The sequence below is a fragment of the Bacillus sp. HMA207 genome, assembly GCF_003402455.1.
GTDB lineage: Bacteria > Bacillota > Bacilli > Bacillales > Bacillaceae_G > Bacillus_A > Bacillus_A cereus.
On record NZ_BEZT01000001.1, the window covers coordinates 3,872,345 to 3,886,332 of the forward strand.

Consider the following 13,988-nt stretch of genomic DNA (forward strand, 5'->3'; position numbering starts at 1 on the left):
GGAGAGAAACTATGTGGATTTATGAAAAGAAATTACAATACCCAGTTAAAGTGGGAACTTGCAATCCCGCACTTGCAAAATTATTAATCGAGCAATACGGTGGTGCAGATGGAGAATTAGCTGCTGCACTACGTTACTTAAATCAACGTTATACAATTCCTGATAAAGTCATTGGCCTACTTACTGATATTGGTACAGAAGAATTTGCTCACCTTGAAATGATTGCTACGATGGTTTATAAGCTGACGAAAGATGCGACCCCTGAACAAATGAAAGCTGCTGGTCTTGACCCTCATTACGCTGATCATGACAGTGCTCTTCATTACCATAACGCTGCTGGTGTTCCATTTACTGCAACCTATATACAGGCTAAAGGTGATCCAATTGCCGATCTATACGAGGATATTGCAGCTGAAGAAAAAGCACGCGCAACATATCAATGGCTCATTAACTTATCAGATGATCCAGATATAAATGACAGCCTACGCTTCTTACGTGAACGAGAAATTGTCCATTCACAACGTTTCCGAGAAGCAGTTGAAATTTTAAAAGAAGAACGCGATAAAAAAATATTTTTTTAAAACACGTATCCTAGCGATATGTGTTTTTTTATGTTAAAAGTTAAATCCTTCCTATTAAACATATAAATAGTATATTTATTCGATTTAATGCATTATTTTTTAATATTTTCAAAATTCCCTATTGCTTTCTAGTCATCAGACCTTTAAAATAATAACAGTTACTCGACAAATTATTTGAATTTTCGACAAAAACACTCATTAGGAGGATTTTCTTTATATGCATACAACTTTAAAACCAGCGCAAATACTTTCGATTAGTTTATTACTATTCGCAGTTTTCTTCGGTGCTGGTAATATGATTTTCCCGCCCCTTCTCGGTCTTTCTTCCGGAGAAAATATGTGGGTTTCCATTACAGGGTTTATTATTACAGACGTCGGTTTATCTTTACTTGCTATCGTTGCTGTTGCCCTTGCTGGTGGTAGTTTTAACACTTTAGCGAGCCGTGTTCATCCAAAATTCGCAGCAGTATTCGCTATCATTATTTATCTTTCAATCGGCCCACTATTTGTTATTCCACGAACTGGATCTGTATCTTATGAAATCGGGATTGCACCACTTTTCCCAGATCAATGGTATTCTATGTTAGTTTTTAGTGCGATTTTCTTTACAGTCGTTTACTTCTTATCATTAAATCCATCCAAGCTAGTAGATCATATCGGTAAAATATTAACGCCAATTTTACTTGTAATTATTGCAATTATGGCAACAAAAGCGATTCTTTCACCAGGGACGTTTGCAGAACCTATCGGTGACTATAAAGACATCCCGTTTTTCAAAGGATTTCTTGAAGGATTTTTAACGTTAGATGCAATTGGCGCTCTCGTACTATCAACAATTGTTGTAAATGCAATTCGTCAAAACGGTATACAAGAGAAGAAATCTATCGCGAAATATACAATCATTTGCGGAAGTATCGCTGCTCTATTCTTAACAATTGTTTACTTCTTACTCGGTTATATCGGAGCTTCAAACGGAAACTTAGGGCAATTCGAAAACGGTGGTCAACTATTAGCTACTGTTATGTATCAATTCTTTGGGACAAGCGGTAATATTTTATTAAGTATCGCCATTATCTTCGCTTGTTTAACAACGGCAATTGGCGTTGTAAGTGCATTTGCAAATTACTTCACAACAGTGCTAACAAATGTTTCATACAAAAAGCTTGTGCTATACGTTTGTATCTTTAGTTTCGTTATTTCAAACTTAGGATTAAGCTTATTAATTAAAATCACACTACCTGTATTAATTATTTTGTACCCAATTACAATCATTTTAATTTTCGTATCATTTATCGATAAATATACGAAACGTAAACCTTCTGTCTACATCGGAGCGATGATCGCAGCATTTATTATTAGCTGTATTCACGCACTTGATAATGTGGAAATGATACCAGATTTTATCGCTAATATCGTACACACCATTCCTTTTTATAACTTAGGAATTGGCTGGATCATTCCAGCAATAATCGGTGGTATAATTGGATACTTTATTCCGCAAACAGAAGCTGCAGGTGAAGTTTCTACAAAATAAAGAAAAGAAGCAAGCATGAAATCCATGCTTGCTTCTTCTTTCTCTTCACATCGTATGCTTAAAAGTAAATAACTCTTCTTTTGACTGCACAACAGATTGTTCCTCTTCTACAACATCCTTCTTTAGCTCTCCGCCTAACCTTACTTTCAACATCGCCTCTTCTATACTTTTCACAATCATATTTCCTGAAAAAATAGTAAGCCCAAAAAATGTAATTGGGACGAGAGGAATCCATGGATGCACTGTTAATGATCTAAAGTATACTCCAATTAAACCTGACCATTCATGCGTATAAGATTCCACCTCTTTTATAGGTCCACCAAACGTAACAGTCCCACCAAAGAACACTTCAAGTAATCCTAAGTGCAGTAAAATAGTAAGGCTCTGCGTAAACTGTTGAAGAAATACGAGTATAAAAGTCATATAGAGATGCGGAAAAAGATGTTTTATAACAATACGTCTTCTCGATCCGCCTAATATGCGCGCGGCATCAACAAATTCTTCCGTTCGCAATTTACGAACTTCCTTCGCAACATACAGTGCAATAACTGGCATTACAAGCAGTACAAGTAATACCACTTGAAACGAAGCCCTTTCAAAAAAGGTTGTTGTCTCCTCTCCGCTTCCAAATGCATTTGCAGATTGAAGAAAAAAATACGCAATCATAACTGTCGGAATAACTGTAAAACTATCAAAGAAAGCCTCAATTTTTGAAAATCCTCTTTTTATATACGTTCCGAGTACGACACCGAAAAACACACCTATTACCATTCTAAGTGCCGCAATTAAAATAGATATACCAATCGTCCACTTCGCGCCCTCAATGACTAAATGTAACAGGTCATACCCTTTCCGGTCTGTCCCGAGTAAAAATTGGAATGAAGGTGGAAACGGTGGCACTTGTGGATTTTCATCCGCATCATATTGCAATGTAACTTGTCTAATATGTCCATCATTCCATAACGTATTTCCGATGCTCAAAAGAACTAATAGGAGAAGAAACCCAATGCTTATCCAAAATCTTTTATCACGTTTTATATACGTCCACATATTATAATCTCTCCTTCATCGCAGCCGGAATGAGATAATGAAACAATTTAAATAAAATAAAAATCGGAATATATATAAGAAGCACACTAACGATGAAAACCTCAACTCTAATACCAAAATACGATTTCAAAAACATAAAAATACCACCCGTATTAAAAATCCATTCTATAATATATAAATTAGATAACATAAAAAAGATATTCGTTTTTGCAAAGAATAATGTACTAAGCAACACATTTCGTAAAATATGACGATTTAAAATATGAAAGCGCCCCAGCCCTTTCGCCTTAGCAAATAGTACATAATCTTTTTCTAGTTCATTTTCAAAACGAAGCACGACCATTTTTACAAACATAATCGTAGTCGGGATGCTCAAACACAATATTGGCAACCCCCTAATCGACTCGCCTCCAATTGAAGCAATTTGAAAAGGTAAAAAACCTGTTTGTTTAAAAAACCATACAACTAAAATTTGTGATACTAAAATAAGAAGAATATCTGGAATGGATTCTAGGAAGATAAGAAATGATTTAATTCGATGTTGTATACGCGGTGAACTACTCATAATTACATAAACGATACAAAATGCTACAAATAATGAAATAAAAAAAGCAGCCAAAAAAATAATAATCGTTTCTTTATAATGGACGAACAGCTGCGGAAATAAAAATTTACCTTTCACATATTGCAAATTGGAAATATCCATTAAGTTCACAAACACTTCTTTTAAACTCTGTATGTACTCTGATGCATGCAGCTCAAATCCATAAAATAATTTCGGCAGTGCTCCTAAACAAATAATCCCCAAAATCGAAATAAGAAATTGAATCGTCACTTCCATCCCATTCAAAAATACCTTTTTGACCATTTTCGCCCTTCTCTCTCTATAATTTACCTCTTAATTTTATTCTTAATTTTCTGAATTGTAAATATTTTAAAGGCAAAAAATCACTAGGCTATGATCCTAGTGATTCTTTATGCGCATGCCTTTCTCTTTTCGCAAACGGCATATACAAAATGAAACATCCAATAAGCGCAGCTATTTCTAATGAAATAATATAGTAAGGATGCGGCCCTAACATATCGAGTAATGAAGCTGTTTCTGGCTTATGAGCTAAAAACATATAATTACCACCTGTTTTGTAATTCACAAACGAAACAAGCGGAATCAATATGTTTAAAAATATCATCGTACGCTTAATAGATTGCAAGGTCGGTCTATAGCCTTCCACCCAAGTCATAAAGAGTGGTGCCCAAATAAGCAATACATGCGCGATAAAATATTCAATGAAACGAAAATGCGGAAAAGCATATTGCAAATTTGGTGTTAAAATGGCTTGTGATGCACCAATAACTCCCGTAAAAAATACAATCTCATATATTCGATAACTTTTCGTTACAATCATAATCGACGCTAACAACAAACTAATTGTACATAACTCAAACGGTAATGAAGTAGCTAGCTCAAAAATCCCCGCTTTCCACTCCCACATATGAAGCCCAATTTCACTACCTATAAATAAAAATGCAATCGCATATCGAACCGTTATATTCCACTCATTTTGACGTAATAAATCTTGGTATTGATACAGAAAAAATATCCCCACCAACATAATAAATAATATAATGGCATGTTGCCTTGAGTATGGAATAAACGGTTTTAATGGATGCGCACTAAAATAAGCTTCCATCTTCCTTCCTCCTCTCCTTCATACAATATTATTGTAAGAAAGAAACAACGAGTCAATTCATTTGCTTACAATAGGACAACCTCCACCTTACATTTACATATTCATACCTTACAAAACTGTAAGGTTATTGTAAGCTAAAACGATTTGTCAGATTCTTCACCTCTTCTATACTTAATGTAGATACTAAAACGAACGAAAAGGTGATAAATAGATGAAGAAGAAAAATAAAGTGTTAATTACTAGTGTAGTAGCAATCGGAATTGCAGCTGGATCATACTTTGCATTTGCTGGGGGCGGTTCCGAAGTAGCAATGGCATATAGCGGATACAAAGTAACTGAAAAACAAATCCAAAACGCGCAAAAATTTGGTGGCGAAGTTATTCCAAATGGAATTGAAACTATTTCATTCGATCCAACAAAAGGAACATATGAATTAGCTGTAAAAAAAGGCGATGAAGTGAAAAAAGGTCAGCTTCTATTTAAATACAATGACCCGACTGCTAAACAAGGTGTAACAGAAGCAGAAATGCAAAAGAAAATCGCCCAAAAAGAAGTAACGTTGTTCCAAAAACAAATTGATGCGGCGAAACAAAAATTACAAAAAGATAAAAATGCAGGCCTTCCTGCTGAAGCATTAAAAGCATCAGAAGCTGAAGTTGGGCAATTAGAATCACAACTTGAAATGAAAAAGTTTGAAGTTGAAAAAGCTGATGAAATGATTAAAGCAGCAAAAGAGAAAGTAAACACTCTTTCTGTAACAAGTCCTGCTGATGGCGTAATTGATGATATCGTGAAAACTGCTGACGAAAAAACAGGTATGAGCGGGGTTACTCTTCGTCACGCTGGTCAATTTAAAGTAAAAGGTCAACTTTCTGAATATGAGCTTGCTAGTATGAAAGTTGGGCAAGAAGTAACTGTTTCATCAAAAACTGTCGCTGGTAAGACTTGGACAGGAAAAGTAACAGAAATCGGTTCTACACCATTAAAGAGCATGGATGAAAATAAAACTGTTTCTAACTATCAATTCACTGTCACATTAGATAATAGTGACGAATTACAAAACGGCTTCCACGTTTACGTAACAAGTAAATCTGGCGAAGCAACTGGTACAATTGTTCCGAAAAGCAGTATCGTGAAAAAAGGTGACAAAAATGTTGTCTTCGTTGTAAAAGACGGTAAGGCGAAAGAACAAGCAGTTACTGTTGAATTTGAGACTGATAGCGAAGCAAAAGTTTCTGGAGTGAAAAAAGGAGAGGAAATTATCTCTAAACCTGAAAAAGACTTAAAAGATGGTATGGAGGTTGTCGCCCAGTGATTAACTTAAAAGGCATCACGAAATCCTTCCAAAATGGTGCAGAATCCGTTCAAATATTACACGGAATTGACGTAACACTGAACCAAGGAGAATTCACTTCTATTATGGGACCTTCTGGTTCTGGTAAATCAACATTAATGAACATTATCGGTTGCTTAGATAAACCGACGACAGGTACGTACGAACTAGCCGGTCAAAATATTTCAAACATGACTGAAACAGAACTTGCACACGTACGTAATAAAGAGATCGGATTCGTATTCCAAAACTTCATGTTATTACCGAGACTTACAGCGCTTCAAAATGTAGAACTACCTCTTATTTACGCTGGAGTCGATAAAAAAGAAAGACGCGAGCGCTCATTAGCTGCTTTAACAAAAGTCGGTTTAGCTGATCGCGCTACTCACTTACCGAACGAATTATCAGGTGGACAAAAGCAGCGTGTCGCTGTTGCACGTGCAATCGTAAATAACCCAAAGTTCATTTTAGCCGATGAACCGACGGGGGCACTTGATACGAAAACGAGTACACAAATTATGGACCTCTTTTACGAATTAAATAAACAAGGCTCAACAATTATTATGATTACCCATGACCGTGAAATCGGGGAAGCTGCAGCACGTCAAATTGTAATTCGTGACGGAAATATCGTCCAAGATTGGAGAGGTTAATTTTGAATACGAGTGAAAATATACGCATGGCCCTTTCCTCTATCTTTGCTCATAAAATGCGTTCTATTTTAACGATGTTAGGTATTATTATCGGTATTAGTGCCATTATTACTATCATTTCAATGGGTGATGGTACAAACGCAAAGTTTAAAAAAGAATTAGGCCAAGGAAAAGATAACGAAGTAACGATTTACTACAACAATCCTGATTACGGAACAGATAGTGCCAAAATCACACCTGATATGCTAAACCGTCTGCAAACTGTACCAGGCGTTAAAGATGTGTATCCAGACGTAAGTATGAAAGTAAAAGCATCTGCTGGTTCAAAAGATGTAAATCTTGATTTAAAAGGTGGAACAGGCGCCTTTATGACAGATTCGAAAATAAAATTAGTTCACGGTCGTGAATTAAATGACAGTGAACTAAATCAAGCAATCCCTGCTGTTATATTAAATGAAGAAGCTTTCAACAAATTATTTAGTAGTGGTTGGGAATCAAATCAATACACAGATATAAAAGGAAAGCCGTATAAAATAGTTGGTGTATACGAAACGAAAAATGACTTTGGAATGCCTATGCCTGAAGGTTATACATCACTTGAAAATGCGCCTGTCATTTCAGGAGTAAATGAGTATGACTCTGTAAGATTAACAATGACCTCTCCGACAGAACGTAAAAGTGTAGAAAAACAAGCTGTTTCTGTTTTAAACGAAATGAAAGCTCCTAAATTTGAGCACAAATTCGAAGCACAAGATTTAGGTGAATTTACGAAACAACTAGACGAATCAATCGGTATGATGAAAATGGTATTCGGTGGTATTGCCGCTATCTCCTTACTTGTTGGTGGTATCGGTGTAATGAACATCATGCTCGTATCTGTAACAGAACGTACACGTGAGATTGGTATTCGTAAAGCACTTGGTGCAACACGTGGTAAAGTATTAACACAATTCTTAATCGAATCTTGTATATTAACAGGACTTGGTGGTTTCATCGGATTCATGCTCGGTATTTTCTTCGCTTGGATCGTCTCAATCTTTGCTGGATGGCCACTCGTTGTCTCAAAAGAACTTGGACTTCTTGCAGTAGGTATCTCAATGTTAATCGGTATTATATTCGGTTTACTGCCAGCTAACAAAGCTGCCAAACTGGATCCAATTGAATGTTTACGATATGAATAAACAAAAACGTAGGAGTTTACACTCCTGCGTTTTTTATTTATCTACTAAATTGAGTTTCTTCTATTATATATGTTTCACGTTACAACTATCATTCAAATGCTCTTCATTATTTATAGATACTAAGGCTATTATCTAATTCTATTATTGCAAAAATACTATGTAACAGACGAAAATCAAGGCGTAATTTTTTCCATACTTCGACTGATTTTGTAACAATTATATCGATATTTTATTAAATTTCACCTCATTTATATATTTTCACGCCTAAAAAGATTATCGTTTCATAACTAAATTTCCATTCAAACAGTAAAATAAGCTATTTTTGTAACACTATAGATATCATCAAGAAATATTACTGTAACATTATTAACGTTACAGTAATTGAAATACTACTCATTTTGTGTTTCATATGCCCTAATACGCCAAAAAACAACAAGGAAGCGCTATTAGGAAATTCATGGAATTGTTACAGAATATTAATGCCCCATTACGAAAGCTTTGTAATTTTATGTTTTTCTCAAATAAGAAAATAATGGTTGCTATAATGAGGTCAACGAAAACAAATGCAATGGAGGCTATTATGAAAAAATTTATGGGTATAGCAACAGCAGCGGTTTTTGGTCTTGGGATTTTCACAACATCTGCTAAAGCAGAAACAATCGTAACGACTGACGTACTAAACGTACGAGAAAACCCAACTACTGAATCAAAAGTTGTAGGAAAATTATTAGATGGATATAAAGTAAATGTTTTACATACAGAAAATGGTTGGTCAAAAGTTCAATTGAATAGCGGTAAAGAAGCTTTCATAAGCGCTGACTATACAAAAGACACTTACTACGTAACAGCAAACGTATTAAACGTACGTGCTGGGGCAAACACAGACTCAGAGATTCTTGGTAAGTTGAAAAAAGATGATGTAATTGAAACAACACACCAAGTACAAAATGATTGGATTCAATTTGAATATAACGGAAAAACAGCTTATGTTCATGTTCCTTACTTAACAGGTAAAGCACCAGTTAAAGTTCAACCAGTAGCTAAAGTTGAAAAAACGACTACAGTTCAAGATACAGCTAAAGTTCGTGAAGCGGCTAAAGCTCAGGAAGTAGCTGAAACTCAAGCAAAAGCTAAAGCAGTGGAAGCAACTAAAGCTCGCGAAGCAGCTGAAGCCCAAGCAGAAGTTAAAGCTCAAGAAGCGGCTAAAGCTCGTGAAGCGGCTAAGGCTCAAGAAGCGGCTAAAGCTCAGGCAGATGCTGAAGCTCAAGCAGAAGTTAAAGCTCAAGAGGCTGCTAAAGCTCGTGAAGCGGCTAAAGCTCAAGCAGATGCTGAAGCTCAAGCAGCGGCTAAGGCTCAAGAAGCTGCTAAAGCTCGTGAAGCGGCTAAAGCTCAAGAGGCAGCTGAAGCTCGTGAAGCAGCTAAGGCTCAAGAAGCAGCTGAAGCTCGTGAAGCGGCTAAGGCTCAAGAAGCGGCTAAAGCTCAAAAACCAGCTACACAACAACCTGTTGCAAAAGAAACTGAAACAAGTGCACCATCATCTTCTCGTGAGTTACGTGTTGTAGCAACAGCTTACACAGCAGATCCACTTGAAAATGGTTATAAAGCAGGCGACCAAGTAAAATCAGCTTTAGGCCACAACTTAACAGCTAATCCAAACATGAAACTAATTGCAGTTGATCCAAGTGTCATTCCATTAGGTTCAAAAGTATGGGTTGAAGGTTACGGAGTAGCAATCGCTGGTGATACTGGTGGAGCTATTAAAGGTAATAAAATCGACGTTTTAATGCCAGATAAAGGTTCATCAAGTAGCTGGGGACGTAAAACAGTTACAGTTAAAGTATTAAACTAGTTAGTAAAAAAAGGAGTCAGTCTTATCGTTGAGACTGACTCCTTTTCTATAATTATTACATTCTTTCTTTCTCTTGAAAGTAAGCAATATTGTCTCGAAGCCATTCCCTCTCTGATATAAATAAGTTCCCTCGTTTTTTATATACTTTATCAAATATCTTTAAAACTTCTTCATGATTAGCAAACTTATGTAAGAAACGAAGAGCAATGATAATCTCTGCTTCATCCGTAGGCTCTACTTCATTTTTACGTCTTCTAGCAACAATTTTATTCACACGTTCGCAAATTGCTCTCATTGCCATTTCGTCGCCATACGTATAAATAGCTCGAACAGCTTCATATTTCACCATAACATTTCTATCATGTAAAGCTTCAATATAAACTATTTGTAAGTCCGATCCCCCTATTTTTGCTAACACCTCAATAACAGTTGAACGCACATAGGCACTATTACTATATAAAAGCTTTGTTAACGGCAGAATCGATTGCTTCGTTCCAATCTCAAACAATGTATAACAAATATGTGTAATCTCATCTTTATTTTCTTCAGTATCCAGCAACTTTAGCAACGCACTTTCCGCTTCTAACGATTTATATAACTTTAAGGAAGAAACTGCCCAATAACGAACACTATCGTTTTTATGATAAATATACGGAATGATTTTATTTGTACTACTTACTTCTGGCAATGTATAAATATTACTAAGCAGTTCACTTAACAAAGTCGGGCTTTGTTCACATTCCAAACGATCTATAAGATAATCAGCAATATAGATTTTCTTCGTATTGATAGCGAGTTTCGTCATTACATAATATATATCTTTCTTCATAGCTATTTTTTTTGCTTTGGTTACCTTCTGCTGTAAATAAGGAAAAGTTAATAAGTCATTTAACGCTTTTGCTTCATCATACGCACGATGCCAAATCTCTGTTTCTTCATCAGCCATCCGCCTTAATAAATCATCTATATACTCTCCCATCTCCTTCTCTCCCGTCCAAATTAAGTCTATCTCTTTGCATTCTATATACAATAGATTACTATTTCAACAGAAAAAAGAGGATGCCACAGCATCCTCTCTTTCTCTTCCCTATTCCACACAAGTAAACTGCGTCCAAGCTCCTACATAATCTAGTAAGAATAACTCCTCTTCCGCAATTGTACCGACGATATTTTTCCGTTCATCTATCGGCATTTCTTTCAAGATGATTTGCAGTTCACCTTTATACTTTCCGAATGAGTTATTACCAATTACAACTTGCCCTCTTTCCTGTAGCACGCTTTCACGCACTGGGAAGTCATAGTCTTTGTACTTTTTACGTACTTCTGTAGAACGTACCATATACTCTGTTATGTCGCCGCGTCTTACGTGTAATTCTTGCAGCGTAGCTCTCTTCTCTACTTCAGTCGCTTCGTCTACAAAGTGCACTTTTAGCTGTAACATGTAGCGATTTAAGTTTCCTAGTTTCTCTAACTCTTCCTCACTCGCATAAGCATTTCCGATAATGACATCATCAATTAACCCTGTTGCCCATAAATGCTTCGCTTGTACTTCAATTGGTAAATTACGATGCTCTTCTAATGTACATAATCCATCGTTAATATCCCATGGACCGATGTTTGCGACATGTGATGTAATAAAGGCTGCACTGCGAATACCATGCTTTTTAAAGCGTTCACTGCAGCGAATGAAATAATCGTACGGAAGACCAGTGAATTTTTGCGGATAAAAATTATGGCAACCAATTAAAGCTGATTTATTCGCTTGATGCGAAAGAATATTTTCTAAGTACGCAATATCGTTACTTACATTTAACTCAATTTTTAAACCGTACGGATTATTCGTCATTTTCGCTTCAGTTAACCCGTCGAAGCCTACATCTAAACGAATACCGTCTGCACCTAACTCCGCGAAGAATGATAAATCGCTATAACTAATACCAAGCTGATCAAAAACAGCCGGAGCTACATCTAAAATAACTTCCATATTGTTATCTTTTGCGTGATTGATAATCTCTTTAAATTCAGCTACAATTTCTTCTTTCGGACGATTCACAGATAACAAACAAGTAAATATTCTTGAAAAACCGTGTCGTGCCGCTGCGGAAATATAAGCCATATCTTTTTCTTTCGTTGAATGTTCTGGATAAAGTGAAATTCCTAATTTACGCTCCATGCTTTTGCATCTCCTTCACACGTTGTATTAATGCCATGCTCGTAAATCTATATTTTGCAGATAAACACGTTGCACATAAAATTGTCGGTACAATAATTACGTACGGTGATTGCAATCCTAACATTACATATGCACCCATTGAACAACCGATAAATAAAACTGATACTAGTAGTAACACTAATAAAGATTTACTTTGTACCCATTTCGAATAATGGGCAATACACTGTCCGACCACGAATGTAATTAAGATGATAATTGCTCCGAGCATTCTGTTTTCTCCTCTCCTGCTAATTGTTGTTTCTCATACATTTTGAAGAATGGATAGTAAATAACGAACGAGATAACAAAGTTAACAAGTACAAGTACACCAGCCATAATTGTCCAGTCCGTACTAATCACCGCTGCAATTGGTGCTAACATCGTAAATGGCAGTTTCGCCATCATAAGTGGAATCATACCTGAAACAACTGCGAAATATGATACTGTCGTTGTCACTAACGGTGTAATAACGAACGGAATAATTAAGATTGGGTTCATTACAATTGGTGCACCGAAAATAATTGGTTCGTTAATATTGAATAAACCTGGTACGAATGATAATCTACCTAACTCTTTTAGGAACTTAGATTTAGAGAACATAAACATAATTACTAAAGCTAACGTTGAACCTGATCCGCCAATCCATACGAACCATTGAATGAATTGCTCTGTAAATAAGTTTGGTAACTGATGTGCATTTCCTGTAGCCGTGAATACTTCCATATTTTCAAGAATTGCCGAATCCCACATCGGACGAATAATTGGTCCTAAAATCGCTGGTCCATGTATACCGAATGACCAGAAAAACACGATTAAGAATACTGTTAATAAACCACCGAATAAATTATTTCCTACTAATACTGATTTTAATGGTGCGATTAAATATGTGATCGTTGTATTCACATCAAATTTCAAACCGTAGCGAATACCCCAGAATAAAAGAATAACTGCTAGCGTTGGAATTAATGCTGCAAACGAATTTGAAACTGCGGGTGGTACACTATCTGGTAATTTAATCGAGATATTATGCTTAATCATAAAATGATAAATTTCTACTGCAATTAATGCTGTAACAATTGCGCCAAATAAAGACGTTGCACTTAATGTTCCTACTGAAATATATCTACCTGCATCAATAACACCTGGTACCGCTTTCGTAATTTGAATTGGTTCCACTGATGCTAGTAAAAAGGCGAGTACAGATAATAACCCTGCACTTAACTGATTGAGCTGATAAAAGTTCGCGAGCGAAGCCCCTACACCAAACGCCGCGTATAATGCCATTAGTCCTACTGTAAATCGGAATGGAATATCTAAAATATGGCGAAACGGTGCAATCCATTCCATATATGCATCAATTGGTAAATTTAAAAAGATAACGAAAAATGATCCGACGATCGTTAACGGCAATGTAGAAATAACCCCGTTTCGAATTGCTAATAAATGTCGTTGTCCTGCAATCTTTTGCGTTGTTGGCATAATCTTTTGTTCCATAAAACTCATAAACCCATTCATCAATAGCCCTCCTCTTTCTCTCTACTATAAAAGAATGAAATAAACTTTATAACATTATAATGTTTATATTTAAAAAGATATAATTATGCTAAAACTAATTGTTCTGCTTGCTTAAGCACCTTCAAACCATCACACATGCCATAATCTCGTTGGTCTATAATCGCAACTGGTATATTGTATGAATTTGCAAGAAACTCTACAGCTGGAAATAAGTATTTCACCTGTGGGCCAATTAAAACGACATCGGCTTCCTTAATTTCAAGCTTCACTAGTTCTGAATCAACCGCCTTAATTTTATAATTCTTCCCCTGTTTTTTTGCCTCTTCTTGCATTTTTCTTACGACCATACTCGTTGACATACCTGCTGCACAACATAATAAAATGTACAT

At 36.0% G+C, this 13,988-nt stretch carries 14 protein-coding genes; 6 read left to right on the top strand and 8 right to left on the bottom strand.

Annotated elements, in window-relative coordinates; translation table 11 throughout:
* Nucleotides 1-11 precede the first annotated feature (11 nt).
* Nucleotides 12-581, top strand: coding sequence for a spore coat protein CotJC (cotJC, locus tag HMAS_RS20035; protein WP_000265273.1), 570 nt, complete (start codon nucleotides 12-14; stop codon nucleotides 579-581).
* Between the two features lie 217 nt (nucleotides 582-798).
* Complete coding sequence (gene brnQ2, locus HMAS_RS20040) at nucleotides 799-2,115, top strand: branched-chain amino acid transport system II carrier protein BrnQ2 (RefSeq protein WP_000557552.1); 1,317 nt, start codon at nucleotides 799-801, stop codon at nucleotides 2,113-2,115.
* A gap of 45 nt (nucleotides 2,116-2,160) precedes the next feature.
* Here brnQ2 and HMAS_RS20045 read toward each other — a convergent pair whose 3' ends face one another.
* The 3 genes from HMAS_RS20045 to HMAS_RS20055 form a co-directional block, all read right to left on the bottom strand.
* Nucleotides 2,161-3,165, bottom strand: coding sequence for an ABC transporter permease (locus HMAS_RS20045; protein WP_000269948.1), 1,005 nt, complete (start codon nucleotides 3,163-3,165; stop codon nucleotides 2,161-2,163).
* Between the two features lies 1 nt (nucleotide 3,166).
* A complete protein-coding gene (locus tag HMAS_RS20050) occupies nucleotides 3,167-4,033 on the bottom strand; it encodes an ABC transporter permease subunit (RefSeq protein WP_000239675.1) in 867 nt (288 codons plus the stop codon).
* 88 nt (nucleotides 4,034-4,121) lie between these two features.
* Nucleotides 4,122-4,856 carry a TIGR02206 family membrane protein gene (locus HMAS_RS20055; RefSeq protein WP_000388681.1) on the bottom strand — a complete coding sequence of 245 codons (735 nt, stop codon included), beginning with the start codon at nucleotides 4,854-4,856 and terminating at the stop codon, nucleotides 4,122-4,124.
* 211 nt (nucleotides 4,857-5,067) lie between these two features.
* Here HMAS_RS20055 and HMAS_RS20060 point away from each other — a divergent pair, with 211 nt between their 5' ends.
* From HMAS_RS20060 to entC, 4 genes are all read left to right on the top strand, one after another.
* Nucleotides 5,068-6,171: an efflux RND transporter periplasmic adaptor subunit gene (locus HMAS_RS20060; protein WP_000728830.1), complete on the top strand. Its 1,104-nt coding sequence runs from the start codon at nucleotides 5,068-5,070 to the stop codon at nucleotides 6,169-6,171.
* Nucleotides 6,168-6,842, top strand: coding sequence for an ABC transporter ATP-binding protein (locus tag HMAS_RS20065; RefSeq protein WP_000609104.1), 675 nt, complete (start codon nucleotides 6,168-6,170; stop codon nucleotides 6,840-6,842). Before HMAS_RS20060 ends, HMAS_RS20065 begins: the two co-directional genes overlap by 4 nt.
* A 26-nt stretch (nucleotides 6,843-6,868) precedes the next feature.
* Nucleotides 6,869-8,023 carry an ABC transporter permease gene (locus tag HMAS_RS20070; RefSeq protein WP_001986269.1) on the top strand — a complete coding sequence of 385 codons (1,155 nt, stop codon included), beginning with the start codon at nucleotides 6,869-6,871 and terminating at the stop codon, nucleotides 8,021-8,023.
* Nucleotides 8,024-8,480: 457 nt separating this feature from the next.
* The gene (gene entC, locus HMAS_RS20075) at nucleotides 8,481-9,872 is read left to right on the top strand and encodes a cell wall-binding protein EntC (RefSeq protein ID WP_016121940.1); all 1,392 of its coding nucleotides are present in this window, start codon (nucleotides 8,481-8,483) and stop codon (nucleotides 9,870-9,872) included.
* A gap of 55 nt (nucleotides 9,873-9,927) precedes the next feature.
* Here the strand turns inward: entC and HMAS_RS20080 are convergent, their stop codons facing one another.
* The 5 genes from HMAS_RS20080 to HMAS_RS20100 all read right to left on the bottom strand — a co-directional run bounded on the left by HMAS_RS20080 (nucleotide 9,928) and on the right by HMAS_RS20100 (nucleotide 13,988).
* Nucleotides 9,928-10,851, bottom strand: a complete 924-nt coding sequence (locus HMAS_RS20080) for a HEAT repeat domain-containing protein (protein ID WP_025709941.1) — start codon at nucleotides 10,849-10,851, stop codon at nucleotides 9,928-9,930.
* Between the two features lie 108 nt (nucleotides 10,852-10,959).
* On the bottom strand, nucleotides 10,960-12,045 hold the full coding sequence (locus HMAS_RS20085; protein WP_000440054.1) for a DUF871 domain-containing protein: 1,086 nt from the start codon (nucleotides 12,043-12,045) through the stop codon (nucleotides 10,960-10,962).
* Nucleotides 12,035-12,313: a hypothetical protein gene (locus HMAS_RS20090; protein ID WP_000900048.1), complete on the bottom strand. Its 279-nt coding sequence runs from the start codon at nucleotides 12,311-12,313 to the stop codon at nucleotides 12,035-12,037. The genes HMAS_RS20085 and HMAS_RS20090 overlap by 11 nt, the downstream gene beginning before the upstream one ends.
* Nucleotides 12,289-13,599 carry a PTS sugar transporter subunit IIC gene (locus tag HMAS_RS20095; protein ID WP_001013053.1) on the bottom strand — a complete coding sequence of 437 codons (1,311 nt, stop codon included), beginning with the start codon at nucleotides 13,597-13,599 and terminating at the stop codon, nucleotides 12,289-12,291. The genes HMAS_RS20090 and HMAS_RS20095 overlap by 25 nt, the downstream gene beginning before the upstream one ends.
* Nucleotides 13,600-13,682: 83 nt before the next feature.
* Nucleotides 13,683-13,988, bottom strand: a complete 306-nt coding sequence (locus HMAS_RS20100) for a PTS sugar transporter subunit IIB (RefSeq protein WP_000275642.1) — start codon at nucleotides 13,986-13,988, stop codon at nucleotides 13,683-13,685.

Bases quoted from the DNA above. Each gene is read 5' to 3' on its own strand.
- cotJC (WP_000265273.1), top strand. From the start codon at position 12: ATGTGGATTTATGAAAAGAAATTACAATACCCAGTTAAAGTGGGAACT.
- brnQ2 (WP_000557552.1), top strand. From the start codon at position 799: ATGCATACAACTTTAAAACCAGCGCAAATACTTTCGATTAGTTTATTA.
- HMAS_RS20045 (WP_000269948.1), bottom strand. From the start codon at position 3,165: ATGTGGACGTATATAAAACGTGATAAAAGATTTTGGATAAGCATTGGG.
- HMAS_RS20050 (WP_000239675.1), bottom strand. From the start codon at position 4,033: ATGGTCAAAAAGGTATTTTTGAATGGGATGGAAGTGACGATTCAATTT.
- HMAS_RS20055 (WP_000388681.1), bottom strand. From the start codon at position 4,856: ATGGAAGCTTATTTTAGTGCGCATCCATTAAAACCGTTTATTCCATAC.
- HMAS_RS20060 (WP_000728830.1), top strand. From the start codon at position 5,068: ATGAAGAAGAAAAATAAAGTGTTAATTACTAGTGTAGTAGCAATCGGA.
- HMAS_RS20070 (WP_001986269.1), top strand. From the start codon at position 6,869: ATGGCCCTTTCCTCTATCTTTGCTCATAAAATGCGTTCTATTTTAACG.
- entC (WP_016121940.1), top strand. From the start codon at position 8,481: ATGGAATTGTTACAGAATATTAATGCCCCATTACGAAAGCTTTGTAAT.
- HMAS_RS20080 (WP_025709941.1), bottom strand. From the start codon at position 10,851: ATGGGAGAGTATATAGATGATTTATTAAGGCGGATGGCTGATGAAGAA.
- HMAS_RS20085 (WP_000440054.1), bottom strand. From the start codon at position 12,045: ATGGAGCGTAAATTAGGAATTTCACTTTATCCAGAACATTCAACGAAA.
- HMAS_RS20090 (WP_000900048.1), bottom strand. From the start codon at position 12,313: ATGCTCGGAGCAATTATCATCTTAATTACATTCGTGGTCGGACAGTGT.
- HMAS_RS20095 (WP_001013053.1), bottom strand. From the start codon at position 13,599: ATGAATGGGTTTATGAGTTTTATGGAACAAAAGATTATGCCAACAACG.
- HMAS_RS20100 (WP_000275642.1), bottom strand. From the start codon at position 13,988: ATGTACATTTTATTATGTTGTGCAGCAGGTATGTCAACGAGTATGGTC.